We start from the raw sequence: 24,907 nt of genomic DNA on the forward strand, positions 1-24,907 counted from the left end.
TTCTGGCGGAGATGGTGAGATTCGAACTCACGATACAGGTTACCCCATATGCGTCCTTAGCAGGGACGTGCCTTCGGCCACTCGGCCACATCTCCATTCCGCCCAGTAGTTTCACCAGATCAGAAGACCAAGATCATACCGGTTGGGCGTGGATTTTGCAATGATCCGCATCCATTTTTTGGAAATATTATGCTTTTTCCAAATCGAAAGCCTTGTGCAGGGCACGCACGGCCAGTTCCATGTACTTTTCATCGATCAGCACCGAGATCTTGATCTCCGACGTCGAGATCATCAGGATGTTGATGCCCTCTTCCGCCAGGGTGCGGAACATCTGCGAGGCCACGCCCACGTGGCTGCGCATGCCCACGCCCACCACCGACACTTTCGACACCTTGGCGTCGCCCGAAATGCTGGCCGCGCCGATGTCGTTCTTGACGCCCTCTAACACGCCCATGGCCTTCACATACTCGCCGCGCGTGACCGTGAAGGTGAAGTCGGTCTTGCCTTCGACCGACTGGTTCTGGATGATCATGTCGACTTCGATGTTGGCGTCGGCCACCGGTCCCAGGATGTGGTAGGCGATGCCCGGCTTGTCCGCCACGCCGAGGATGGTGATTTTGGCCTCGTCGCGGTTGAATGCGATGCCGGAGATGACAGCTTGTTCCATATTTGTATCTTCCTCAAACGAAATCAGGGTACCCGAGCTGGCTTCTTCTTCGAGCGGCATCAGGGGATCGGTCAGCGACGACAGGACGCGGGTTGGCACGCGGTAGTTGCCGGCGAATTCTACGGAGCGGCTCTGCAGCACTTTGGAGCCCATCGAAGCGAGCTCCAGCATTTCTTCAAACGTAATGGTCTTGAGGCGGCGCGCCTCCGACACCACGCGCGGATCGGTCGTGTACACGCCGTCAACGTCGGTGTAAATCAGGCATTCCTGCGCCATCACCGCCGCTGCGATCGCCACGGCCGAGGTATCCGAACCGCCGCGACCCAGGGTGGCGATATTGCCGTTCGCATCCACGCCCTGGAAACCGGTGATGATCACGATCTTGCCGGCATCCAGGTCGGCCTTGACCTTGGCATCGTCGATCGATTCGATGCGCGCCTTGGTAAACGACGAGTCGGTCTTGATCGCGACTTGCCAGCCGGCGTACGAGACTGCCGGTTTACCGATCGCCAGCAGCGCCATCGCCAGCAAGCCAACGGAAACCTGTTCACCGGTGGAGGCAATCATGTCCAGTTCGCGCGGATCAGGGTGTTCCATCAGTTGTTTGGCCAGGCCGATCAGGCGATTGGTTTCGCCCGACATGGCCGATGGTACAACAATGATCTGGTGCCCCGCGTCATGCCACTTGGCGACGCGTGCCGCGACGTTCTTGATGCGGTCGGTCGAGCCCATCGACGTTCCGCCATATTTGTGGACGATTAAAGCCATAAGAGTGAAGTTTCCGCTCGGTTAATGAAAAAGGAGGGCTTTACTCTACATGCTGCGATGCAAAAAAACAAGGCAGTCTGTGGACAAATTTATACGTTATTGGTATATAGAAATAACGTTTTTGCATAGTCAACAGGCATTGCGCGCTTCCCAGCGCAGGCTGATCAGGGGGCCGGAAACGTCCCCGAAGTGATGACAATCCATGCCGATGCCGGCGGCAAACAGCAAATCCTTGCCGCTGCTGACCACCGGCAGGCGCTCGCGCTCCCAGGCGGGTACGTTGCAGGCCTGGTAGTGGTATTTGAGCGGGCGCGTGGGGCGATTGGCCGCCGGTTTCAGGCGCTCGCCACCCTTGCGGAAGTCGATCTGCAAGGCTTGCGCGCGCAGCCAGGCGCTGTCGAAGCCCTGCCCGGCCGCGTCGAAATGCAGCACGCCGCCGTAGGCCGGGAACGCCATGCTCGCTTCGCCGTTCCAGGTGAAGCGCTCGCCTTCCTTGACGAAAAGTCCCTCGTCGTCCGGATCGCGCTGGCCGGCCAGGTCGGCCAGCTTGGGCGTGATGTACAGCCGGTCGCGGTGGCGCCGGATGTGGCAGTCGGGGTGCGTCACCAGCAGTTGCGCGTCATGCCGCGCTTCGACCAGCTGGGTCACCATTTCGGTCAGCCAGGCGGTCGAGGGCATGCGCAGCGAACGCAGGCCGAACCAGTAGCGCAGCATGTTGTAGGCGCGGTCCAGGCTCATCGAACGCAGTTTGGCCACGTCGATGCAGTCGTCCACCAGGCAGCCCGCCAGGTCTTGCACGGCCAGCTCGTTCAACAGGCGCTGGGCCGACTGCGCGTGCGCTGCGCTGCGGGCAAAGCGTTCCTGGTAACCGGGAAAGGCCGCCGCCAGCGCCGGCATCACCTGGTGGCGCAGGGCGTTGCGGGCATAGCGCGGGTGGGTGTTCGATTCGTCTTCGACCCAGGCCAGCTCATGCGCGGCGACGTACGCTTCGAGCTGCTGGCGCGAGACCGGCAGCAAGGGACGCGCCATCACCAGGTCCGGATTGCCGAGCAGTTCGGGGGCGGCGTTGGCTGCATCCATGCCCGACAGGCCGGCCGTGCCGGAGCCGCGCAGCAGTTGCAAGAGCACGGTTTCGGCCTGGTCGTCGAGATGGTGGGCGGTCAGCATCAGGCGCACGCCGTGCTCGCGGCACAGCTCGCCCAGGGCCGCGTAACGCAGCTTGCGGGCCGCCGCTTCGACACCGGATTTGGATTTTTGGAGCACCACGCGGCGCGCGGCAAACGTCACGCCAAGAGCAGCGCAGGCCGCTTCGCAATGCGCCAGCCAGGCATCGGCGTTGGGGCTGATGCCGTGGTGGACGTGGAAGGCAAACAGGGGAACATCGCTGGCGGCGGCGTACTGCGCCGCCAGGTGCAGCAGGGCCGAGGAATCGAGCCCGCCGCTGTAGGCGATCGCCACCGAGGGCGAAGCGCCTTGTGCGCGCAACGCGTCAAGCGCCTGCGCAAACTGCGCTGCAAGCGCTGCGTTGCTGGTCTGGTTCACTCTTCGGCCGGCGTCGTTTCTTTGAATTTGCCGTAGCTCATCAACTTGTTGTGACGCGCTTCGAGCAGGTCCTTGGTTTTCATGCCCTGGAACTGGCGCAAGGTGTCGGCCAGCGCGCGCTTGAGCATGACGGCCATGTTCTTCGGATCGCGGTGGGCGCCGCCGAGCGGCTCGTTGATGATCTTGTCGATCAGGCCCATGGCTTTGAGGCGATGCGCGGTCAGGCCCAGCGCGTCGGCGGCGTCGGAGGCGCGCTCGGAGGTTTTCCAGAGGATCGAGGCGCAGCCTTCGGGCGAGATCACCGAGTACGTCGCGTATTGCAGCATCAGCACGGCGTCGCCCACGGCGATCGCCAGCGCGCCGCCGGAGCCGCCTTCGCCGATGATGGTGGCGATCAGCGGCACTTTCAGTTCAGCCATGACATACAGGTTGTGGCCGATCGCTTCGGACTGGCCGCGCTCTTCGGCGTCAATGCCGGGAAAGGCGCCGGGCGTGTCGACGAAGGTGAAGATCGGCAAGCCGAATTTTTCGGCCAGTTTCATCAAGCGCATGGCCTTGCGGTAGCCTTCCGGCTTGGGCATGCCGAAGTTGCGCAGGGCGCGTTCCTTGGTGTCGCGCCCCTTCTGGTGGCCGATCACCATGCAGGCCTGGCCGTTAAAGCGCGCCAGCCCGCCGACGATCGACAGGTCGTCCGCGTAGGAGCGGTCGCCGTGCAGTTCGTGGAAGTCGGTAAAGATTTCGTTCACGTAGTCCATGGTGTACGGACGTTGTGGATGCCGTGCAATCTGCGACACCTGCCACGGCGTGAGCTTGGCGTAAATATCTTTGGTCAGTTGCTGGCTCTTCTTGGCCAGGCGGTCGATTTCTTCGGAGATGTCGACAGCCGAATCGTCCTGGACGAAGCGCAGCTCTTCAATTTTGGAATCGAGCTCTGCAATTGGCTGCTCAAAATTGAGGAAAGTTGTTTTAATCATTGTACCTCCGGGTAAATTCTGGCCGCAGCATACCCCACCGCACGGCCGCTACAGGCGCTATTCTACCGGAACCGGATCGAGGCTACGCCACAAATACCACGTAGCGACCGTTCTCCACGGTTCCCAATTGGCCGAGACCTCGCGCGCATCGCTACGTGATACAGGTTCGCCGGAAAAGTAGTTCTGGCTGATGCCCTGGATCAAACCAGGATCGTCCAGCGGCAAGACATTCGGCCGGAGCAGATTAAATATCAGAAACATCTCCGCTGTCCAGCGTCCGATGCCGCGAATTTGCACCAGCTCGGCGATGACGGCTTCGTCATCCATCTCGGCCCACTGGTTCGCGTGCACGCGCTTGGCCTTGAAATGATCGGCCAGGTCGAGGATGTATTCGGTCTTGCGCTTGGACAGGCCGCAGGCCGAGAGTTGCTCGGCGCCAGCCTTGATCACCTGGGCCGGGTTGATCTTGGGACAGGCCAGCAAGAGCTTGTTCCAGGCGGCGTCAGCGGCCTTGGTGGTGACCTGCTGGCCCACCACCGAGCGCGCCAGGGTCGTAAACGGATCGCCATGGCCGACCAGGTGCAGGTCGCCGAACTGCGGGATCAGCTTTTTCATGATGCGGTCGCGCTTCATGAGTTCGACCTTGGCCTGTTCCCAGTACGCGGGCACATCCAGCGGCGGCGGGGTGGTCCCCGCCGTTTCCTTGGTTGGGGCCATCATGCACGGCGCCAGTTGGTTGTGCCGTCCGGCTTGTCTTCGAGGACGATGCCGGCCGCCAGCAAGCCGGCGCGAATGCTGTCGGACTCGGCGAAGTTGCGCGCCTTCTTGGCTTCGCCGCGGCGCGCGATGGCGTCCACGATGGCGGCCTCGTCCATGCCACTCTCTTCCACGCCGGCCTGCAGGAATTCCTGCGGGCTGCGTTCGAGCAGGCCCAGCACGGCGGCGAGCGCCTTGAACTGGCGCGCGTGTTCGACCGACTTGCTTTTGTTCAGTTCCGTGGCCAGGTCGAACAACACGGCGATCGCGATCGGGGTGTTGAAGTCGTCGTCCATCGCATCACGGAAACGGATGGCGTGCGCTTCGTTCCAGTCGACCTCGAGCGCAGCGGCGCCGCTGTCGATCCCGGCCAGCGCGGTGTACAGGCGCGTCAGGGCCGATTTCGCGTCCTCCAGGTTGGCAACGCCGTAGTTCAGCGGGCTGCGGTAGTGCCCGCGCAGGATGAAGAAGCGAATCACTTCGGCGTCATACAGCTTGAGCACGTCGCGGATCGTGAAGAAGTTATTGAGCGACTTGCCCATCTTTTCCGCGACCTGGGTCTCTTCATTGACCACGCGCACGAAGCCGTTGTGCACCCAGTAATTGGTCATCGGATGGCCGAAGGCGCCTTCCGACTGGGCGATCTCGTTCTCGTGGTGCGGGAACTGCAGGTCGGCGCCGCCGCCGTGGATGTCGAAGTGCTGGCCGAGGGTCGCGCACGACATGGCCGAGCACTCGATATGCCAGCCCGGACGGCCGCTGCCCCAGGTCGAGTCCCATTTGACTTCGTCCGGCTCGGATTCCTTGGAGGCCTTCCACAGCACGAAGTCGAGCGGATCGCGCTTGTCGGCGTTGACGTCGACCCGCTCGCCCGCGCGCAGGTCGTCGAGCGACTTGCCGGACAACTTGCCGTAACCGGGAAAATTGCGCACCGCAAAATTGACGTCGCCATCTTCCGACTTGTAGGCCAGGCCTTTTTGTTCGAGCTGGGCGATGATCGACAGCATCTGCGGCACATAGGCGGTGGCGTGCGGCACCACGTCGGGCGGCAAAATGCCGAGCGCGGCGGTGTCTTCGTCCATGTACTTTTCGAAACGCGAGGTCAAGGAAAAAATCGACTCGCCGTTCTCGACGGCGCGCCTGATGATCTTGTCTTCGATATCGGTAATGTTGCGCACGTACGTGACCTGGTAGCCCGACACCTTGAGCCAGCGGTAGATGACGTCGAACGCCATCATCATGCGCGCATGGCCGATATGGCAGTAGTCGTAGATGGTCATCCCGCACACGTACATGCCGACTTTACCTGGCTCGATGGGGGTGAATACCTGTTTTTCACGCGCAAGCGTGTTGTAGATCTTTAATTGGCTCATCAGATTCTTACTCGTTACAGCGCGCCCCGCGCTCGGGCAAAACGACAACCGGGCGCGATCGCCGCGGTGGGCGCGCGCCGGTCAGGCGTGGTTTGCATCGAGATCGTCGGAGCCCTCTGTCTTGTTCTTCTTTGATAGAATGGGACGTTCTGTACAAAGTATAGCATTGTTAAAATACCGGCTGGCCGCATATGGATCAGGTTTATTTTTGCGGTAAAGGCTTGACAGCCTTCCGTCCATATAACAACAAGCACTTCACGTCAAGGATTCTAAATGCAAGATTCGTTAATGTTCCGCATGCCCCTGGTAGCACGTTTTCTCACGCTGTTCGCCGGCCTGACCCTCAGCACCGCCGTGCTCGCGAGCGAAACGCCGCAAGTGTCGCTCAAGACCAGCATGGGCGAGATCGTGCTCGAACTCGACCAGGCCAAGGCGCCGAAAACGGTCGCCAATTTTTTGCAATACGTCAAAAGCGGGCACTACAAGGGCTTGATTTTCCACCGCGTGATTAACGACTTCATGATCCAGGGCGGCGGCATGGATGAAAAAATGGCGACGCGCAGCACCAAGGCGCCGGTCCAGAACGAAGCCAAGAATGGCTTGCTGAACGTGCCCTACTCGATCGCCATGGCGCGCACGCAAGATCCGAATTCGGCCACCTCGCAATTTTTCATCAACGTCGCCGAAAACACCAATCTCGACTATCCGGGCCGCGACGGCTTCGGCTACACGGTGTTCGGCAAGGTCATTTCCGGCCAGGAAGTGGTCGACAAGATCAAGGGCGTGATGGTCGACGACGTGCGCGGCAGCCAGAACGTGCCGGTAACGCCGATCGTGATCAAGTCCGCCACCATCGTGAAGCCCTGAATTTTCGCGATTCCCGTAAAATAGCGGCGCTGGAAAATACTTCCATTAATAACTCAACCAACAGGAACACACATGGCTATTCTGATTACCACCAACATGGGCAACATCACCGCCGAGCTCGACGCTGAGAAAGCGCCAAAAACGGTCGCCAACTTCCTCGACTATGTCGCCAAGGGCCATTACAGCAACACCATTTTCCACCGCGTCATCGCCGACTTCATGATCCAGGGCGGCGGCATGGAGCCGAACATGCGCCAGAAGCCAGCCGATCAAACCGTCGAAAATGAAGCCAGCAACGGCCTCAAGAACGACACCTACACCCTGGCCATGGCCCGTACCTCGGCCCCGCATTCGGCCTCGGCGCAGTTCTTCATCAACGTCAAGAACAACAGCTTCCTCGACTATCCGGGCCAGGACGGCTTCGGCTACGCGGTGTTCGGCAAAGTCACCGAAGGCAAGGAAGTGGTCGACGCCATCCGCAAGGTCAAGACCAAAAGCGGCGACGTGCCGCTCGAGCCAGTGATCATCGAAAAAATCGAAGTCATTTAAAGCATGAAGCGCGAGCACACCCCACCGGCGGCGGCCCAATGACCCTGCCCGCGCGAACGCTCGCGCTGTTGATCTCCGACCTGCATTTGCAGGAAGCGCATGCGCGCACCGTGGACGCCTTCTTCGCCTTCCTGGAAGAACGCGCCATGGCGGCGCGCGCGCTGTATATTCTCGGCGACCTGTTCGAATACTGGGCTGGCGACGACGATCTCGACGCGCCCCTGCACCGCCGCATCGCCGCCGGCATCCGCGCCGTCAGCGACGCCGGCATTCCGGTCTACTGGATCGCCGGCAACCGCGACTTCTTAGTTGGCCAGGCCTTTGCCGACGCCGCCGGCATGCAATTGCTGGCCGAGCCGCACATTGCCGACATCGGCGGACAGAAAATCGTGCTCGTGCATGGCGACGCCCAATGCACCGACGACATCCATTACATGGCATTTCGCCAGCAGGTGCGCCAGCCGGCCTGGCAGGCGCAATTCCTGGCCATGCCGCTGGCGCAGCGCAAAGCCATCATCGCCAACCTGCGCGAAGGCAGCAAGGAAGCGCACAGCACCAAGACCATGGAGATCATGGACGTCACGCCGCAGGCGATCGACGCGCTGTTCGCCGCCACCGGCACCGACGTGCTGATCCACGGCCATACGCACCGCCCCGCCCTGCACGAGCACGACGGCAAGCGCCGCTACGTGCTGCCGGACTGGGAGCCGGACGCCGAACCGCCGCGCGGCGGCTGGATCGCCATCGGCGACGGCGGCGCCATCACGCGCCATGACCTGGATGGCAAGGTGATCGGCTGAGTCGTTCGGCTGAGTCGTTCGGCCAAGGGCGCCTGACAAAACCTGTCGGCATACCGCCAACAGATGAGCGAGCAGGCAAGCGAAAGGAACGCTTGATGGACGTCTGCTGGTCGCTCGTGCCGGATGCGCAATCTGCGAAATCGATGTAACCATCCCAGGGTGCGCTCAACGGCCCGACGCCATCGGCCGAGCCTTTCATGGGACTCCACGCCGGATCGCGCGATGCGTGCTGCGATGCCTCGTCGGCGCAGCCAAGCGCGATGTGCTCGCGCAGCCGTCGCAGGACTGCCTCGTGGATGCGCTGCCAAACGCCGGCTTGCATCCATTCGTGAAGCCGACGCCAACAAGTCATGCCTCTGCCGCAGCCGAGTTCGCGCGGCAGGTATCCCCACGGCATCCCCGTCTTGAGCACAAGCAGGATCCCGGTCAGGGTCGCACAATCATTGATACGGGGCCGTCCGCCTTTCGGCGATCTGCGATGGGGCGGGAGATGAGCTGTTACAAACGACCAACTGTCTTCGGAAAGAAGTGCTTGGGCCATGGCATCAATCCGTCTGGGAACAAAGCCGCCATCTTCGCTGCCGAACTAAAGCCGTGTACGTCCGCTATCGCCCCAGCGAGGAAGTAATAGTCGCTTCACCACCATTTGCCGAACTGGTTCAACGCGGAATACAGCGCGTGCATTGTCCCGGAATCAACCTTCAAACGAACGGCCATGCAGTCGCCATCCTGCGACTGCCGCTGCGAATGTGGGTTGATGGTGAGATATTCCTGAGACAAATTGCGCTCGAAGTGAAGAACTGGGTACGCGCTCATATCGTGCAGTCGGGCCGCGCCGCCGCCGTCGAGTTCACTTTCGAATCGACGAAGATCTTCATAATCAAACCATAGGTTCTCCGCGGTCCATTTGAGTGTCTGGCTTCGACCTAAATACTCGACTTCAAGCCGGACGCTGACACCAAGGTCCATCGGATTTACGCCTGTGAACTCTAGCAAAAACTTAAGCCTCCCTACAACGAAAGCGACATCCCCAGCCATCTGAATCCTTTCTTAGGCACGGCACTCCCAACCGTCGCACTATCCGCTTCTGGCCGATTGTACGCGCTTGGGAGTGCCGCAACAGGCGACTGCAACCCGAACCCCTGGGAACCTCTGGACGGTCAGCGTGAGCGTTCCAAGTAACTGGCTACGGGAACTCGCAGCGTAGATGTAGCCCCATTAACTGCCAGGTTAAACGCTTGCTCCTCGCTCCGATAAATTAAGAGCGCCATATACTTACCTCGGCTAGAAAGATTTCAAAATTCTCGGGGTGGACGAGAAAGGTATATAGTTTTCCAAAACCAGAAAGGGGCTCGGGTTTCTTGTCCGAGGTCCAGAAGCTCGCCAGCAAAACAGTTGAGACGCCCTCAAGAGCTTCGTGAATAGACTTTCTTTTCTCATCGGAAATGCTGGCGTGATCAAGGAAGCTCTTCGGTTGTGCGAATACGTCACTCACGCAGTGCGCCCAACCGATTGCCTCCGTATGCAGCGGGTGGAATGCAACAGCGGATAAAACGTCATTGGCAACCGTCTCAGTCACCTTGTTTGCTTCGTGCATGTTGAACCCATCATTTCCTTGTGCGAAAATTCAAAATTTGGAGGTCCGCTGCTGGCCGAAATCGGCGGTGGCTGTCAGGCCGGTCCCGCCCCTTTTGCAGACGTTTGCTGTGTCGCCATATATTTTTGCCTGCGGTCAGGGTTAGCGCTTGCTCATGACAGAGGCTATGGCGAATGTGTAACCAGGATTGTTAGCCAGCCACCTCATGCCGCAGCAGTGCATACAAGTTCATATCGACATGATTTCCACGCACGAAATTGGCGCCGCGCGATACCCCTTCTTTTTGAAAGCCGCATTTGATCGCCACCTTTTCTGACGCCAGATTGCGAGCGTCCATGCGAATCTCGATCCGATTGATCAAAGTGGAATTAAACAGGTAACGCACCAGCAAATTGACAGCCTCGGTGGCGAAACCCCGCCCACGGCATTCGTTCGACAGGGTGTAACCAATCTCGCGCGCATTAAAATAGGGCACTGCTTTCGAGTGCCAGATCGTCCCGATGATCGTATTTCCAGACTGTTCCACGATCACAAGGCGAACCAGACCATCATTTGCCATACCGTCGTCCTGGATTCTTCGCTCAAGATCGATCGGAGAGTGTATCGCGCTCGGCAGGTATTCGCCACGTATGTCTGGGTCGTTTAACAAGGGCACCAGCGCGGGTAGATCGCTGAGAATAATATGGCGTATGACGAAATTGCTTCCTTTGATCATGAAATGCGTTTCCTGTTAATGAAAGTCATATTGCCGGCTTAGTGCGCCAGTCGGAATAAGGCGTGGCATTGACGGTCTGCTTTTGGCCGAATGTTGCCATTTTACTCGACAGTATGTTGCTCGTTGGCGAAAGGCAGCTGCCGCCCCAAAGCAGCCAATGGCAAATCGCGCCGTATCAAGATTTTTCGGTAGACGCCACGTGCAGGAAGCATTTTCTGGGCTGCGCCAGTCACAGCAGTTGGCATTCTCGCCAAGCTAGCGGATAGTAGCCCGGCGCACCAACGCCTCGCGAAAATCGCGCAGCTTGCGCAATTCCAGCGCTTCCACAATCGTTCCCTTGGTTTCGTCTAGGGTCGGAATCATGGCGGGACGCATGTCCTCGAGTTGGATGAGGTGGTAGCCGTATTGCGTCCTGACGGGATGCGGCGTAATTTCGCCCTTGCGCAGCGCAACCAGCGCCTGCGCGAACTCGGCCACAAAACTCACGGGACTCGTCCAACCGAGCTGGCCGCCCTTGGTGGCGGACGCATCCTTCGAATGGGCTCGCGCCAAGTCCGAAAACTGGGCGCCGCCGCGGATGCTAGCGAGCAGCGCCGTGGCATCGGACTCGCGGGGGACCAAGATATGGCGCACTTGGTATTCGGTATCTCCCTTGCGCGTATTCATGCGCACATATTCAGCCTGGATCTCGGCGTCCGTAACGGGATTCTAGCGCACGTACTCGCCCAGCATGGCGTTTACGATGATCAACTCGGTGGCGTTGTCCAAGGCGAGTTGGATTTTCGTGCGCATGGCGAATCGATCATCCACGTCTGACGGCACCAGCGGAGATGCACTGCCAGCCATGTCGGCCTTGATTCGCTGGAAGTCGGCCCGGACATCGGTTTCCTTAGTCGGATGATTCTTGATAGTCTCGGCCAGGATGTTCGTGCTGATGCGCTGCGTGATCTGGTCCAAGCGGGCCACGATGTCCGGGCGTCGTGCAAATCCTTGTTTGTCAGCTTCTTGGCGCAGCACTTCGGTGGCGATTAGGGTTAACTTGATCGATTCCCGTAATTGAGGAGTATCGGCGGGGGCTCCTTCGGCAAGGGCTTGTGCGACCTTCAGGTCCGCCTTAGTCTGGGTGATCGGCTTGCCGTTGACAACGGCGACATGCTGCGCCGACGCCGAGACATGTATTGCAAAAACAAGTGCGGCCACGACCAGAACAGATTTCGGCATAGGTGGAACATCCTTTCATTAAAACTGAATAGCGAAGACCTTACGCCAGTGGTGCGCGCGTTTCCTCAATTACTATCATTCAAATTCTCGTCCTGTTCGTCAGCGACGGCATGTGTCTGCAATTGGCCGCACGCGGTCCTAGATCGCGCGATATTTTGTTAGCCCCAACTCGCCGAAAAGGTGTTCAGGAATGAAGGCGACTTCGCACGAGCCACACCAAAAACCATTCACAAATCGTTCGGATATTGGAGCCGTGGAAGTTGCTTCGGTTTGTGCCAATCCCGACGTCTAGAGCCTCTCGGATGTCCGCTGTTGGCCGTTTTCGTCAAATTTTCGGGCTTCACAGTAGCCCAGAAGAAGAGATTAATCCTTGCTTCTGAACAGGGCGATCCGACGCGCCTGCTGCACACCAATCTCCGCGCGGACAATCTCAACCGTGTGCCTTAATCGCTGCCTAAGTCGATCCTGCAGTTCATCACTCATATCACTGCCTATCCAAATGATCGACTTCCACCCTTCCTCCGAGGTCGGCGCCCCATTAACGGTTGACCAAAAGGCCCGATTGAGCTCGTCATGCTTGCTCATGAGCGTCAATACATCGCGTACATTGGCTACATTGACTGAGCCCACAACGAACATGTCGATGAAGAAGTAATCTTCGCCTGAAGGAGGGTAATCAATAAGTGCTGTCTCAATTGCCTCAAACTCAGCATTCATCGGGTCATACCTCACGTTTAACGACGGCGGTTTGTCAGCGAGGAGCTCATAATGATTCTGTTGCATCCCATGCATCTCGCGTCCACTTCTGGCCGTATACGAACTCTGCCACTTGGCTGGCGCATTCCAGACCATTTGTTTTGTAAGTGGCGTTCGGTTTCAAGGTTGCTATTTTCTTTCGGGTGCGCACCAGAGCGCTATTCCTGAACGCCCGTTGCTGGCCGAAAGCCGCCGGTCGCAATGGCTCAGTGTACGATGTGTTTACTCTCAGGACAAGCACTTGGGTTTGTCAGGCGTTCCAAGTCGTTCGGCCTATCTGTCCGGCTGAGTCGACCGACCCAGCCGTTCTGTTCACCCGCTCAGTCGGCCGGCAACGGCGTTTGCACCACCGCGTACGACGTCAACCCGATCAGCGTCCCATTGCCGACAGCGATACCGCCCAGCACCGGCTTGCCCCAGGCCAGCGCCGGGGTCGACATGGTGCCGTCCGGCCTGACCTTGCGCAGCAAGCCCTGCCCGCTCAGGTACATATCGCCATTCGGCGCGAACGCCATTTCCGTATGCCCGTGAAAACCCAGCATGGCGTTGCCGGCCGGGCCATCGAGGTCGCCCATCCAGAACGGCGAGCCGGCGAACAGCGCCAGCTTGCCGGCCTTGGACAATTTGTAGACGGCCACGCTGGCCGCGTCGGCCACGTACAGATTGCCCGGGCGGTCGTAGGCGATACTGGCCGGGCGCAAGGCATTGTCGCTCGCGCCGTCCCGGCCGCCGCCGACATCGACGATCAGCTTGGTAACCTTGCCCGATGGCGACACCTGGCGCACCGAGGTGTAGCCGGCGATGGCCAGGTTCTCTTCGGCATCGACAGCGATATCGACCACGTCGCCATTCTCAGGCGTGTACGACTGCACGACCGTGGTCGCACCGCGCTCGATCCTGACGATCTGGGTCGTATCGGCCACGTACACGGCGCCGTTCGGGCTGATCGCAATGCTGTAGGGCTGCCTGAACGTCACGCCCTTCATGCCGTTGCCGGCAAACACGCTGACCGTGCCGTCGGGGCTGACCATGCGCACCAGGTTGGTGGCGTGGTCGGCAATGTACAGATTGCCGGCCGCATCGGCCGCCGTGCCGTCCTGCCGGTTGAAACGCGCGGCGCCGCCCTTGCCATCGACGCTGCCACTGGCCACGGCCATCGCGGACGAGGTGCTCACCAGGCCGGCCGGAGTCACGGTGCGGATCGACGGTGCGCCGCTGTCGAGGGCGACGATATTGCCCGACGCCGTCATCAAGAGCGGGCCGAGGTAAGAGAAACGGGCATCCGCGCCGGTGCCGTCGCGCACCGCGCCGCCGGCGCTGTTGCCGGCCACGGTGGTGACCACGCCGGCGGCGCTGACCTTGCGCAGCAGGTCGACATCGCTGAAATAGATGTCGCCGGCCGCATCGGCCACCATGGCGCGCGGCGCCATCACCACCGCCGCCGCGCCGACGCCGTCGCGCGCCTCTCCGTAATTACCACCAGCAACAAAGGTGGCCATGCCGCCGGCGATGCGGTAGATCCGCCTGAATTCGGACACATACAGCGTCCCGTCGCCGGTGACGGCAATCCGGCTTGGCCGCGTCAGTTCCCATTGTTCGGCCGGGTTGCGGGTCCAGCTCACGCGGCTGACCACGCCGGCTGGCGTGACGCGGCGGATGCCGGCGTTTTCCAGCACCAGGTAGTCGCCATTGATATCGAGCGCGATCTCGGCCGGACGATCGAAAAACGCTTGCGCACCGGCGCCGTCGCCGTTGCCAACGCGCCCGGTGCCGGACAGGCAGACCGGCTCGACCGCGCCGGCCAGCGTGCTGACCACGCCGGCCGGCGTGATTTTGCGCAGCGTATTGTTGCAGGTGTCGCTCACGATCAGGTTGCCAGCGTTATCGACGATCAGGCGCGACAGGTGATTGAAATTGAAGCTGGCCGCGCTGCCGGTGCCATCCTGGCTGCCGTAGCGGGCGATGGATCCGGCCAGCACCGACATCGCGCCCGATGGCGTGAATTTGAAGATGACCTGCTTGGCGCGGTCGAGCACGTAAGTGTTGCCGGCCTTGTCCATCGCCATGCCGTTGGGTACCTGCAGCACGGTTTCCTTGCCGGCGCGCACAGACTGCATGCAGGTGATGCCGAGCGCGGCCATGTCATCGTCGCCGCCGGCCACGTAGTCGGTCACGCCCGGGCCGCATTTGGCGGCAACGGGCGGCAAGTCCGGCGTGGCCGGGGCCGGCGTGGCGGGCGCGCCGCCGGAGCCGCCGCCCCCGCAGGCCGCGAAAAACAGGCATGCCAGCAGTGCGGTGGCGCGGCGCGTGGCCGTCGAAGCGGAAAAAGGCAGTTGGTCGTGTCTCATCGGTTCTGTTTGCTATGTAAGAGTAGTAGGGAAGCCGGAAGATAGCCTGCGGCGCGGCGCGGCGCCGGCATCAGTCAGGCAGCGCGGTGTCGAGGATGGCGAAGGCGGTCATACCCAGCAGCCTGTTCTGGCTGTACACGATGCTGTTCAGGCTAGGATAACCCCAGGCCAGCGCTGGCGTCGATACCGTGCCGTCGGGCGTGATCTTGCGGACCTTGCCCAAGCCGGCCAGGTACATCTCGCCTTTGGGGGAAAACGTCATCTGCACCGGACCGTTAAAGTCCAGGCGTGCCTGCCCCGGGGCGCCGTCGGCGTTGCCATCAAGCCCAAAGGTGCCCGCAAACACCGACAGGACGCCGAACCTGTCGCGCTTGAGGATGGTATGGCTTTTCAGATCGGCGATATACAAGTTTCCAGTCCCATCGAAAGCGACACCGGCCGGCCGGAAGTCGTGCCACCCTGGTACACCGCTGGCCAGTTTCCCGACATCGTTGCCGGTGACCTTGATAAATGCATCCCCCTCCGGATGCAGCACCCAGACGTCCTGCAACCTGGCTACGGCAATATTGCGAAAGGAATCGACCGCGATGTGGTTGGCCCACTTGACCTCATCGGCAAGCGTCACCACCGTCTTCATGACGCCGTTGTCGATCCTGACAATCCGGTCGACATCGGCCACATGCACGACGTCCCCGGCATCGATCGCGATCGATTTTTGGTTAGCAAATGCGTCGGCGCGGAACACACCGCTTACGGCGCTGTTGCGAACGCCTGCAACCCCGGCAAACCAGCTCACCGTTCCGTCCGGACTGATCCGTCGTATCACATTGGTATACGGGTCCGGAATATAGACGTTGCCTTTGGAATCGGCCGCGAGGTTCAGCGTGCGCTCGAAACGGGCGACGCTGCCGGGTCCGTCCACCACGCCGCTGGTCGATGGCGTGGCGGAGAAAGTGGTCACATCGCCCCGCGTCGACACGTGGCGCATGACGTAGGCGTCGGCGACGATCATTTGACCTTGAGGATCGATGGCCAGCGCCCCCGTCCCATTGAAACGCGCATCGTTCCTGCTCCCATCCCGGGTACCAAGGCTGCCGACCACCCCCGCCAAAGTGCTCACGATCCCATCGGGAGAAACATGCCGGATCGACGAGTAGTCGCTGACGTACAGATCGCCGGACGCGCCAAATACCATGCCGGTGACCAAGTCAAAGCGTGCGCTCAAACGCGGCCCGTCGGCCATGCCGCGTTCGGTGGTGCCTGCCCAGCGCTTCGCTACCCCGTTCATGACCTGATAGATCAACCCGCGCGAGGAGAAATACACGACGCCGTTCTTGTCGACGGCCAAGGTGTGGGCTGAACTGCCGCTCCCCGTGCCGTCCAGGTCGGGCTGGACCCACCTGCTGGTGCTCACTTTTCCGCCGGGGGTGACCCGGCGCACCCCGGACAGCCCGCCTCCCCCGACCAGATAATCCCCATTGACATCGAGCACAATGCTCTCTGGAGCGCTAAACGACGCGCCCGCTGCGAGGCCATCGCGGTTTTCCGGATAGACAGAACATCCCGCACCGCGGACACCAGCCACGGTACTCACCATGGCCTGCGGAGTAATCCGTCGTATCAAGCCGTTGCACGTATCGGCGACAATCAGGTTCCCAGCCATATCGATCAGCATGCGCGAGTTTGGCGTAAACCGAAAACTGGCGTCGGTTCCTTGCCCATCCTCGCTCCCGGACGACAAATGCGAGCCAGCGAATGTACTGGCCTCGCCGGCGGGCGTGATTTTCAGGATCAGCTGCCTGGTCGAATCGATCACGAAGGTATTGCCTGCCTTATCGACGGCAACGCCCGCCGGTGCTTGCAACAGCGTTGGCACTCCAGCGAGCACGTGCGGCAAGCGCGAGGCCGCCGGCGGCGCGACGGGCACCACCGCCGGCGGCGCAACGGGACCCACCGGCGTTTCCGGCGCCGGCGCTGGCGAAGGCGATGAACCGCCAGAGCCGCCGCAAGCCGTCAGCACGCAGCACAGCAGCACTGCCGTGGACTGCCTGAGTACAGGGAAACGAGGGGAAACCAGCTTGCTTGGCGTGTGGTGCATGTTGTATCTCTGAAATATCTAGGGCTGCGAATATAACAGAACCGTTCGGACAATATTGACAAAGAAAAAAATATACAACACCTCTTCTTGTTACGTGTTGGTGTTATAGTTAACTACATCACCAACTCATCACCTCACCAACAGGGAGGACCTATGCCTCACCACGCGGCACCGCACCACCGAAAGGGCCCGCCATGACCATCGGCTGGAACGACAACACGCCCATCTACCGCCAGCTCAAGGAAAAAGTCATCGGCATGATGCTCGACGGCGCCCTCAAGGCTGGCGACGCCCTGCCCTCGGTACGCCAGGTCGCGGCCGAGTACCAGCTCAATCCGATCACCGTCTCACGCGCCTACCAGGAACTGGTGGATGAGGAACTTGTGGAAAAACGAAGGGGAATTGGCATGTATGTCACCGAAGGCGCGAGCGAAAAACTGCTCGCCAGCGAACGCGAGCGCTTCATGCGCGAAGAATGGCCGGCCATGCTCGAACGCATCCGCCGCCTTGGCCTCGACCTCGACCAGTTGCTGCGCGCGCAAGACGGAGGCCGCTCATGAGCGCCGTCCTGACCGCCCGCAACCTGGGCAAGCGCTATGGCGCCTCGGTGGTGCTCGACAATGTCAGCTTCACCATTCCCGCCGGCCGCATCGTCGGCCTGATCGGCCCCAACGGATCGGGCAAGACCACCACCCTCAAGGCCGTGCTCGGCCTGACCGATGTCGAGGGCGAGCTGTCGGTGCTCGGCTTCGATCCGCGCACCGAGCGCGACGCGCTGATGCAGCAAGTCTGTTTTATCGCCGACGTGGCGATCCTGCCGCGCTGGCTGCGCGTGTCCGAGGCGATCGACTTCGTCGAAGGCGTCCATCCGCGCTTCAACCGCGCCAAGGCCGAGCGCTACCTGGCCGCGACCAAGCTCAAGCCGGAGATGAAGGTCAAGACCATGTCCAAGGGCATGATCGTGCAACTGCACCTGGCGCTGGTGATGGCCATCGACGCCAAACTGCTGGTGCTCGACGAGCCGACCCTGGGCCTGGACATCCTTTACCGCAAGCAGTTTTACCAGAACCTGCTGGAAGACTATTTTGATGCGGACAAGACCATCATCATCACCACCCACCAGGTCGAGGAAGTCGAGCATATCCTCACCGACCTGCTGTTCATTCGCGACGGCAAGATCGTGCTGTCGGCTTCGATGGACGAGATCGGCGAGCGCTTCATCGAAGTGATGGTCGCGCCCGACAAAGTGAACGCCGCCAACGCCTTGCAGCCGATCGACCAGCGCAGCGTGTTCGGCAAGTCGGTGATGCTGTTCGACGGCGTGGCGCGCGCGCAGCTGGAGGTCCTCGGCGAAACGCGCAACCCCAGCGTCGCCGATCTGTTTGTCGCCACCATGAAAGGAAGCTACGCATGAACACAATGAAATGGTTGCTCAAGCGCGAGTTCTGGGAGCACAAGGGATCGTTTTTCTGGGCGCCGCTCATTCTCGGCATGGTGATGGTGGCGGTGACCGGCATTACCGTCGTGTACGGCATGAGTAGCGGCCAGAGCCCCTTCAAGCTGCATCTCAATGGACAAATGCAGGGCATGCAAGCCGTGTTCAACAGCATGTCGGCCCAGGATTATCAGGAAGCCACCAGCGTGCTGTCGAACATCTGCCTCGGGGCCGGCCTGCCGCTGCTGCTGATGCTGGCCGTGACCACCTTCTTTTACTGCCTCGGCGCGCTGCATGACGAGCGGCGCGACCGCAGCATCCTGTTCTGGAAATCGCTGCCGCTGTCCGATACCCAGACGGTGCTCTCGAAAGTGCTGATGGTGACCGTGGCCGCGCCGCTGATCGTGATCGGCATCAGCCTTGCCACCTCGCTCGCGTTGATGCTCATTGTCGGCACGGCGGCCTTGGTCCACGGGGTCAATGTGTTCGGCGCCATCCTGGGCAAGGAGGCGGTGTATCTGCTGCCCCTGCAAGCGGTGGGCGTGCTGCCGGTTTACGTGCTGTGCGCACTGCCGACGGTCGGCTGGCTGCTGATGGTGTCAGCCTGGGCCAAATCGAAACCGTTCCTGTGGGCGGTCGGGTTGCCCTTGATCGCGCTGATACTGGTGAAATGGGTCGGCTACGTGCTGGGAGTGAACTCGGCGGCCGCCTGGATGACGAGCAACGTGGCCGGGCGCATACTGCTGGGCCTGGTGCCGGGCAGCTGGCTGTTCGACCACAACCGGGCCGGCGTCATGCTGCATGAGCCGGGCATGGATGTGCTCTCGCAAGCCTGGCCCGCGCTGGCCACGCCGGGCGTGTGGATCGGCGCGGCGGCGGGCCTGCTGATGATCTATGCCGCGATTCGCCTGCGCCGCTTCAAGGACGAAGGATAGACGCCGGGCGGTGGGCATATATCCTGCCCGCCGCCGCTGGTGAGGGCGCTTACTCGAACTGCGTCTTGAACGCCAGGAACTGCAACTTGAGGTCGTCGACCTCGGCGCGCAGGGCCGCCATTTCCTGTTCCAGCTGCGCCACCCGGCTGCCCTGGGCCGGCGCGCTGACCACCCCGAACGAGGACTCCTGCTGCGCCAGCGCCGCATCGCCACCCAACAGCTGGCCGTAGCGCGGCTCCTTGGTCCCCGGCGCGAGCGCGAGGCGGGCCACGATCGGCGGATACTTGTCGATCAAAAACTGCAGGCACGCCTCGACATCGGCCACCGACTTGAATTCGTGCAGCCGCCCGCTGCGGGTACGGATTTCGCCCGCTGTCTGCAAGCCGCGCAGCATCAGGATGGTCAGCACGGCCAGCTTGTCCTGCTCGAGCGTCCATTTGATGCGCATGCGGTGCTCGTACTTGGTCACGCGCGCGCCCGCCTGGGTGATGCCGTTGACGAACTTGCGCTGCATCAGCCGCTGCAGCACGTCCTGCACGGTTTCGTCGGACAGCTGCATCACCGGGTCGCGGCTCGAGAGCTGGTTGCAGCCGTTGGTGATGGCATTGAGCGACATCGGATAGTTGTCGGGCGTGAGGCCTTCTTTTTCGGCCAGCACCGCCAGCACGCGGATTTCGAACGGGTCCAGCAAGGCAGCGCCGTCGGCGCCGCCGTTTGCTTCTTGTGTCATACCTTCTAGTGTCATGCGTCTGTTTCCTTACTCGACCAGTTTATTGAGCTTTACCGAATCCAATTTATCACACTCGGGCGTGCTAGGGCAGGCGATTCCGGCCGACTTCATCAGCGCCATCAGGCGGTCGAGCTGTTCGTCCTGGCGCGCCGCGTGATTGATCAGCCCGTGCAGGGCTTTCGACAGCGGATCGTCGCCGTTCGGGGTGACGCCGTAGGCCGAGAACAGATGCGCGCTGGCGCGCGTGTCGACCTCTTTCTGGACGATGTGGGCCGGATTGCCGACCGCCGTCGCGCCGGCCGGCACCGGCTTGATCACCACCGCGTTCGAGCCGACCTTGGCGTACTCGCCCACCGTGAACGAGCCGAGCACCTTGGCGCCGGCGCCGATGATGACGCCGCGCTCGAGGGTCGGATGGCGCTTGGTGCCGCTGTTGAGCGAGGTGCCGCCCAGGGTCACGCCCTGGTAGATGGTGCAGTCGTCGCCGACCACGGCGGTTTCGCCAATGACCACGCCGAAGCCGTGGTCGATGAACACGCGCCGCCCGATGGTGGCGCCGGGATGGATCTCGATGCCGGTCAGGATGCGCGCCACGTAGGAAATGAAGCGGCCGATCCATTTCAGCTTGCGGGTCCAGCAAGCCTGCGCCCAGCGATGCATCATGATGGCCTGAAAGCCGGGATAACAAGTGAAAACTTCCCATCCGTTACGGGCGGCCGGGTCGCGTTCAATGATGCTCTTGATATCTTCGCGCAGGTGTAAAAACATAGACAGGGACGTGGGAACAGTTGCGATACAGGCATGGTAGCGTATCCGCCCGCCTCCCGCTTATGTGCGGTCAATTTGCCCGCTTCGCATAAAGGCGATTGCGGCAAGGCGGATCATGCAAGCATGCTTCATTTGCCGCATTCGCGCCGGCAAGTCGACGGCCTCGCCGCGTACGCCAACGGCGCCAGTTCTTGCACTAACAGCAAAGACAGCGTCCACAAGATGGAAATTTGCAAGTAAGGAGGTGCGCCACGCCGGCCAGGATGTTCCGGGCCGGCGTGGCGGGTATCAGACTTCGCGCGCGATGCGCTGGCGGCGTGCTTCGTACAGGCAGACGCCCGACGCCACCGAGACGTTCAGGCTCTCGACCGAGCCGAACATCGGAATACCAACGAGCACGTCGCAGGTTTCGCGGGTGAGGCGGCGCATGCCCTCGCCTTCCGAACCCATGACCAGTGCGGCCGGGCCGGAGAAGTCCGCTTCATACAAGCCCTTGTCCGCATCGTCGGTGGTGCCGATCAGCAGGATGTCGCGCTCTTTGAGCTCGCGCATGGTGCGCGCCAGGTTGGTGACCGTGATGTACGGCACGGTTTCCGCCGCGCCACTGGCAACCTTGGCCGCCGTGGCGTTCAGGCCCACCGCGCGGTCCTTCGGCACGATGACCGCGTGCGCGCCGACACCGTCGGCCACGCGCAGGCAGGCGCCCAGGTTGTGCGGATCGGTGATGCCGTCGAGGATCAGCAGCAGCGGCGGGCCTTCGATCGCATCCAACAGTTCATCGAGGTTGCGCGCCAGCGCCAGCTGGCTGGCGAAGGCAATCACGCCCTGGTGGCGCCGGGTTCCGACGATCTTGTCGAGGCGGGCCGAATCGACCGGCATGACGCGCACGCCCAATGCCTTGGCATTGGCGACGAGATCGTGCATGCGGCGATCCTGGCGGGTCGCATCGACAAAAATTTCTTCCACCGACGAGGCCTCGTGACGCAGACGCGAGGTCACCGCGTGGAACCCGAAAATCATTTTATTCTTCATGTGTTATCGCTTGCTCTTATTCGTTTTGCTTGTTGATTTGGTGCTGGAACTGCTACTACCTGCGGGTTTTGCGGAACGGCTGGTCGACTTGCTGGCGGTCGAGCCGGACTTGCTGCGCTTCGGTTTGGCGCCCGAGACTTCCGCGCCGACACTCTCGTCGAGCTCATAACGCGAAGGCGCATTGCTTGCACCGCCGGACGAGCGGCCCTGCTTGCCCGACTTGGCTGGCTTGGCGTCGAGCGCCTTGTGCGCCGCGCTTTTCGGCTTGCCGGCGCCGCTATCGGCCTGCACGCTGCTACCGGCCAGCACCAGGTCGATCTTGCGCGCTTCGAGATCCACGCGCGAGACCTGCACCGTCACGCGGTCGGTCAGCTGGTAGCGCTTGCCGGTGCGTTCGCCGCGCAGTTCGTGACGCGCGTCGTCGTACTGGAAGTAATCGGTGCCCAGTTCGGTGATGTGGACCAGGCCTTCGACGAACAGCGCGTCGAGCTGGACAAAAATGCCGAAGGTGGTCACGCCCGAGACCACGCCGGTGAATTCTTCACCGAGCTTGTCCTTGATGAAGTAGCACTTGAGCCAGGCTTCGACGTCGCGCGAGGCTTCGTCGGCGCGGCGCTCGTTGGCCGAGCAATGCACGCCCAAGGCGTCCCAGATGGTCAGGTCTTTTTCATTCTTTTGCTTGCCTTCGGCCTTGTCTTTCGCCTGCTGCTTGCGCGTGGCGTTCGACACGGTGGTGTTCAGGCCGGCCAGGTCGATGCCCTTCGGCTCGTATTTTTTACCGAGCAAAATGGCCTTGATGGCGCGGTGCGTCAGCAAGTCGGGATAGCGGCGGATCGGGCTGGTGAAGTGGGCATACGCCTCGTACGCCAGGCCGAAGTGGCCGATATTGTCCGGGCTGTAGACCGCTTGCTGCATCGAACGCAGCAGCATGGTTTGCAGCAGCGACGCGTCCGGACGGTCCTTGATCTGCTTCATCAGTTCGGCGTAATCGTTGGCGCTCGGCTTGTCGCCACCGTTCAGGTTCAGGCCAAGCTGCTTGAGGAAGGTGCGCACTTGCGTGAGCTTTTCCTTGGTCGGCGAGGCGTGGATGCGATAGGTGCCGGGATGCTTGTGGCGGATCAAGAGATCGGCCGCGCAGACGTTGGCCGCCAGCATGCATTCCTCGATGACCTTGTGCGCATCGTTGCGGGTGCGTGGAATGATCTTTTCGATCTTGCCGAGCGCATTGCAGACGATATAGGTTTCGGTGGTTTCGAAGTCGATCGCACCGCGTACCTGGCGCGCCTTGTGCAGCGCGTGGTACACATCGTACAGATTGAGCAGGTGCGGCACGATGGCCGGACGACGCGCCGCTTCCGGGCCGGCGGTGTTGCCGAGGATATCGGCCACTTCGTTGTAGGTCAGGCGCGCAGCCGAGTGAATCACGGCCGGATAGAACTGGTAGGCCTTGATTTCGCCCTTGTCCGAAATGACGGCGTCGCACACCAGGGTCAGGCGGTCGACGGCCGGGTTCAGCGAACACAGGCCGTTCGAGAGTTTCTCGGGCAGCATCGGGATGACGCGGCGCGGGAAATACACCGAGGTGCTACGTTCGATGGCGTCGACGTCGAGCGCATCGTTCGGCTTGACGTAATGGGACACGTCGGCGATCGCCACGATCAGGCGGAAGCAGTTGGCCTTGCCGACCTTGACCGGCTCGCAGTACACCGCATCGTCGAAGTCGCGCGCGTCTTCGCCGTCGATGGTCACCAGCGGCACATCGCGCAGGTCGACCCGGTCTTGCAGGTCGGCTTCGCGCACTTCGCCGGGCAGCTTGGCGGCGGACTTGAGCGCGGCGGCGGAGAAGATATGCGGCACGCCGAACTTGCGCACGGCAATTTCGATTTCCATGCCGGGATCGTCCAGGTCGCCGAGCACTTCGACCACGCGGCCGGCCGGCTGCTTGAAGCGCGACGGTTGCTCGCTCAGCTCGACGCTGACGATCTGCCCTGCCTTGGCCTTGCCGGGCGAACCGGCGACCAGGATGTCCTGGCCGATGCGCTTGTCTTCGGGAGCGACGATCCAGACGCCGTTCTCATTGAGCAGGCGGCCGATCACATGACTGTTGGCGCGCGAGACGACTTCGACGATGGTGCCTTCCTGGCGGCCGCGGCGGTCGGTACCTGTGACTTTGGCGAGCACACGGTCGCCATGCAGGACTTTCTGCATCTCTTTGTCGGACAGGAACAGGTCTTCGCCCGGTTCGTCGGGGATGACGAAGCCGAAACCGTCGCGGTGCGCGCTGACCTTACCGGCGATAAAGCCGGAATGGTCGGCCAGGGCGTAGTTGCCATCGGCGTCGGCGTGGATCTGGCCGTCGCGCTGCATGGCATTCAAACGCCTGGTTAACACCTCCAGCGCGGCTGGCTTGACCTTGAGCGTGCGGGCGATGCTTTCGAGATCAAGCGTCGCGCCCGCGTTGCGGAAAATGCCGAGAATATCCTCGCGGCTGGGAATGGTATGAGTAATTTGGTTCAAATGTTTTTCTATATTTGTTTTTGGCAGCTACCGCGGGAAATGTCTGGGCGGGTGACTGACACAGTGATTATTGACACAGTGATAGGCGTAGTGTACCGGAGGTCGGTGCGATTCGCCTAACGAAGCGTGCTTTGAAAGATTCTTCGGCTAGGGCTGTGACATTTCCAAATCTTCGGCTATAATTTTGGTCTTTCGCGGAAACACAACGTTGAAGCGGGAGAAAAAGGCAGCATATTTGCATGGTGTTGAGCAAAAAGAGTAACGAAAGTTAGTCTGGCGCAAAACTCCGAAAGCGAGTATGATAGCAGAAGTCGGCGGCAACGCCGGCAGGCAGCAAAAGAAGTGCAGCAACAGTAGTAAAGCAGCAGCATGCCCACGTGGCGGAATTGGTAGACGCGCATGGTTCAGGTCCATGTGCCGCGAGGTGTGGGGGTTCGAGTCCCTCCGTGGGCACCACTC

Annotated in this window: 22 protein-coding genes, 2 tRNA genes and 2 pseudogenes; 7 read left to right on the forward strand and 19 right to left on the reverse strand. The window is 61.2% G+C overall.

Features of this window, described 5'->3' with window-relative positions; genetic code table 11:
* Window positions 1-3: 3 nt before the first annotated feature.
* The 6 genes from F0185_RS32835 to cysS form a co-directional block, all read right to left on the reverse strand.
* A tRNA-Ser gene (locus F0185_RS32835) sits at window positions 4-95 on the reverse strand.
* A gap of 92 nt (window positions 96-187) precedes the next feature.
* Window positions 188-1,435 (reverse strand): aspartate kinase, encoded by a 1,248-nt coding sequence (locus tag F0185_RS32840; protein WP_167232708.1) that lies wholly within the window; start codon window positions 1,433-1,435, stop codon window positions 188-190.
* Between the two features lie 129 nt (window positions 1,436-1,564).
* Window positions 1,565-2,977: a tRNA lysidine(34) synthetase TilS gene (gene tilS / locus F0185_RS32845; RefSeq protein WP_167232710.1), complete on the reverse strand. Its 1,413-nt coding sequence runs from the start codon at window positions 2,975-2,977 to the stop codon at window positions 1,565-1,567.
* Window positions 2,974-3,951: an acetyl-CoA carboxylase carboxyltransferase subunit alpha gene (locus tag F0185_RS32850; protein WP_167232712.1), complete on the reverse strand. Its 978-nt coding sequence runs from the start codon at window positions 3,949-3,951 to the stop codon at window positions 2,974-2,976. The genes tilS and F0185_RS32850 overlap by 4 nt, the downstream gene beginning before the upstream one ends.
* A 57-nt stretch (window positions 3,952-4,008) precedes the next feature.
* Window positions 4,009-4,668, reverse strand: a complete 660-nt coding sequence (locus tag F0185_RS32855; protein WP_166898646.1) for a DNA-3-methyladenine glycosylase family protein — start codon at window positions 4,666-4,668, stop codon at window positions 4,009-4,011.
* On the reverse strand, window positions 4,668-6,080 hold the full coding sequence (cysS, locus tag F0185_RS32860) for a cysteine--tRNA ligase (RefSeq protein WP_167232714.1): 1,413 nt from the start codon (window positions 6,078-6,080) through the stop codon (window positions 4,668-4,670). The genes F0185_RS32855 and cysS overlap by 1 nt, the downstream gene beginning before the upstream one ends.
* Before the next feature lie 273 nt (window positions 6,081-6,353).
* Here cysS and F0185_RS32865 point away from each other — a divergent pair, with 273 nt between their 5' ends.
* The 3 genes from F0185_RS32865 to F0185_RS32875 all read left to right on the forward strand — a co-directional run bounded on the left by F0185_RS32865 (window position 6,354) and on the right by F0185_RS32875 (window position 8,296).
* Window positions 6,354-6,947 carry a peptidylprolyl isomerase gene (locus F0185_RS32865; RefSeq protein ID WP_167232716.1) on the forward strand — a complete coding sequence of 198 codons (594 nt, stop codon included), beginning with the start codon at window positions 6,354-6,356 and terminating at the stop codon, window positions 6,945-6,947.
* Between the two features lie 72 nt (window positions 6,948-7,019).
* Window positions 7,020-7,496 (forward strand): peptidylprolyl isomerase, encoded by a 477-nt coding sequence (locus F0185_RS32870; protein WP_166898629.1) that lies wholly within the window; start codon window positions 7,020-7,022, stop codon window positions 7,494-7,496.
* A gap of 38 nt (window positions 7,497-7,534) precedes the next feature.
* Window positions 7,535-8,296: a UDP-2,3-diacylglucosamine diphosphatase gene (locus F0185_RS32875; RefSeq protein ID WP_167232718.1), complete on the forward strand. Its 762-nt coding sequence runs from the start codon at window positions 7,535-7,537 to the stop codon at window positions 8,294-8,296.
* 35 nt (window positions 8,297-8,331) lie between these two features.
* On the opposite strand, the pseudogene F0185_RS32880 reads toward F0185_RS32875, so the two are convergent.
* The 9 genes and pseudogenes from F0185_RS32880 to F0185_RS32920 all read right to left on the reverse strand — a co-directional run.
* Window positions 8,332-8,837, reverse strand: a pseudogene (locus F0185_RS32880) (transposase); the annotation flags it as partial.
* A 95-nt stretch (window positions 8,838-8,932) separates the two neighbouring features.
* On the reverse strand, window positions 8,933-9,265 hold the full coding sequence (locus F0185_RS32885) for a hypothetical protein (protein WP_167232720.1): 333 nt from the start codon (window positions 9,263-9,265) through the stop codon (window positions 8,933-8,935).
* A gap of 289 nt (window positions 9,266-9,554) precedes the next feature.
* The gene (locus F0185_RS32890) at window positions 9,555-9,893 is read right to left on the reverse strand and encodes a hypothetical protein (protein WP_167232722.1); all 339 of its coding nucleotides are present in this window, start codon (window positions 9,891-9,893) and stop codon (window positions 9,555-9,557) included.
* 190 nt (window positions 9,894-10,083) lie between these two features.
* Window positions 10,084-10,608, reverse strand: coding sequence for a GNAT family N-acetyltransferase (locus tag F0185_RS32895; protein ID WP_167232724.1), 525 nt, complete (start codon window positions 10,606-10,608; stop codon window positions 10,084-10,086).
* A 255-nt stretch (window positions 10,609-10,863) separates the two neighbouring features.
* A pseudogene (locus tag F0185_RS32900) lies at window positions 10,864-11,298 on the reverse strand (peptidylprolyl isomerase); the annotation flags it as partial.
* An 18-nt stretch (window positions 11,299-11,316) separates the two neighbouring features.
* Window positions 11,317-11,829, reverse strand: coding sequence for a SurA N-terminal domain-containing protein (locus F0185_RS32905; RefSeq protein WP_167232728.1), 513 nt, complete (start codon window positions 11,827-11,829; stop codon window positions 11,317-11,319).
* A 363-nt stretch (window positions 11,830-12,192) separates the two neighbouring features.
* A complete protein-coding gene (locus F0185_RS32910) occupies window positions 12,193-12,612 on the reverse strand; it encodes a hypothetical protein (RefSeq protein WP_167232730.1) in 420 nt (139 codons plus the stop codon).
* A 293-nt stretch (window positions 12,613-12,905) separates the two neighbouring features.
* Window positions 12,906-14,933, reverse strand: coding sequence for an NHL repeat-containing protein (locus tag F0185_RS32915; protein ID WP_167232731.1), 2,028 nt, complete (start codon window positions 14,931-14,933; stop codon window positions 12,906-12,908).
* A gap of 70 nt (window positions 14,934-15,003) precedes the next feature.
* Window positions 15,004-17,031: an NHL repeat-containing protein gene (locus F0185_RS32920; RefSeq protein WP_167232733.1), complete on the reverse strand. Its 2,028-nt coding sequence runs from the start codon at window positions 17,029-17,031 to the stop codon at window positions 15,004-15,006.
* Window positions 17,032-17,225: 194 nt separating this feature from the next.
* Between F0185_RS32920 and F0185_RS32925 the strand changes: the two genes are divergently transcribed.
* Genes F0185_RS32925 through F0185_RS32935 form a run of 3 tightly spaced genes read left to right on the forward strand, consistent with a single transcriptional unit; the run spans window position 17,226 to window position 19,401 of the window.
* A complete protein-coding gene (locus F0185_RS32925) occupies window positions 17,226-17,591 on the forward strand; it encodes a GntR family transcriptional regulator (protein ID WP_167232735.1) in 366 nt (121 codons plus the stop codon).
* Window positions 17,588-18,445 carry an ABC transporter ATP-binding protein gene (locus F0185_RS32930; RefSeq protein WP_166898770.1) on the forward strand — a complete coding sequence of 286 codons (858 nt, stop codon included), beginning with the start codon at window positions 17,588-17,590 and terminating at the stop codon, window positions 18,443-18,445. The genes F0185_RS32925 and F0185_RS32930 overlap by 4 nt, the downstream gene beginning before the upstream one ends.
* Window positions 18,442-19,401 carry a hypothetical protein gene (locus F0185_RS32935; protein WP_167232737.1) on the forward strand — a complete coding sequence of 320 codons (960 nt, stop codon included), beginning with the start codon at window positions 18,442-18,444 and terminating at the stop codon, window positions 19,399-19,401. Before F0185_RS32930 ends, F0185_RS32935 begins: the two co-directional genes overlap by 4 nt.
* A 49-nt stretch (window positions 19,402-19,450) precedes the next feature.
* Here the strand turns inward: F0185_RS32935 and F0185_RS32940 are convergent, their stop codons facing one another.
* The 4 genes from F0185_RS32940 to rnr all read right to left on the reverse strand — a co-directional run bounded on the left by F0185_RS32940 (window position 19,451) and on the right by rnr (window position 24,448).
* Window positions 19,451-20,131, reverse strand: coding sequence for a YceH family protein (locus tag F0185_RS32940; RefSeq protein ID WP_167232745.1), 681 nt, complete (start codon window positions 20,129-20,131; stop codon window positions 19,451-19,453).
* A 27-nt stretch (window positions 20,132-20,158) separates the two neighbouring features.
* The gene (gene cysE, locus F0185_RS32945; RefSeq protein WP_167232739.1) at window positions 20,159-20,899 is read right to left on the reverse strand and encodes a serine O-acetyltransferase; all 741 of its coding nucleotides are present in this window, start codon (window positions 20,897-20,899) and stop codon (window positions 20,159-20,161) included.
* 288 nt (window positions 20,900-21,187) lie between these two features.
* A complete protein-coding gene (rlmB, locus tag F0185_RS32950) occupies window positions 21,188-21,931 on the reverse strand; it encodes a 23S rRNA (guanosine(2251)-2'-O)-methyltransferase RlmB (protein ID WP_167232741.1) in 744 nt (247 codons plus the stop codon).
* 3 nt (window positions 21,932-21,934) lie between these two features.
* On the reverse strand, window positions 21,935-24,448 hold the full coding sequence (rnr, locus tag F0185_RS32955) for a ribonuclease R (RefSeq protein WP_167232743.1): 2,514 nt from the start codon (window positions 24,446-24,448) through the stop codon (window positions 21,935-21,937).
* 371 nt (window positions 24,449-24,819) lie between these two features.
* On the opposite strand from rnr, the gene F0185_RS32960 reads away from it, so the two are divergent.
* A tRNA-Leu gene (locus tag F0185_RS32960) sits at window positions 24,820-24,904 on the forward strand.
* Window positions 24,905-24,907 lie beyond the last annotated feature (3 nt).

The sequence above is a fragment of the Massilia rubra genome, assembly GCF_011682065.1.
In the GTDB taxonomy this organism is placed as follows: Bacteria; Pseudomonadota; Gammaproteobacteria; order Burkholderiales; family Burkholderiaceae_D; genus Telluria_A; species Telluria_A rubra.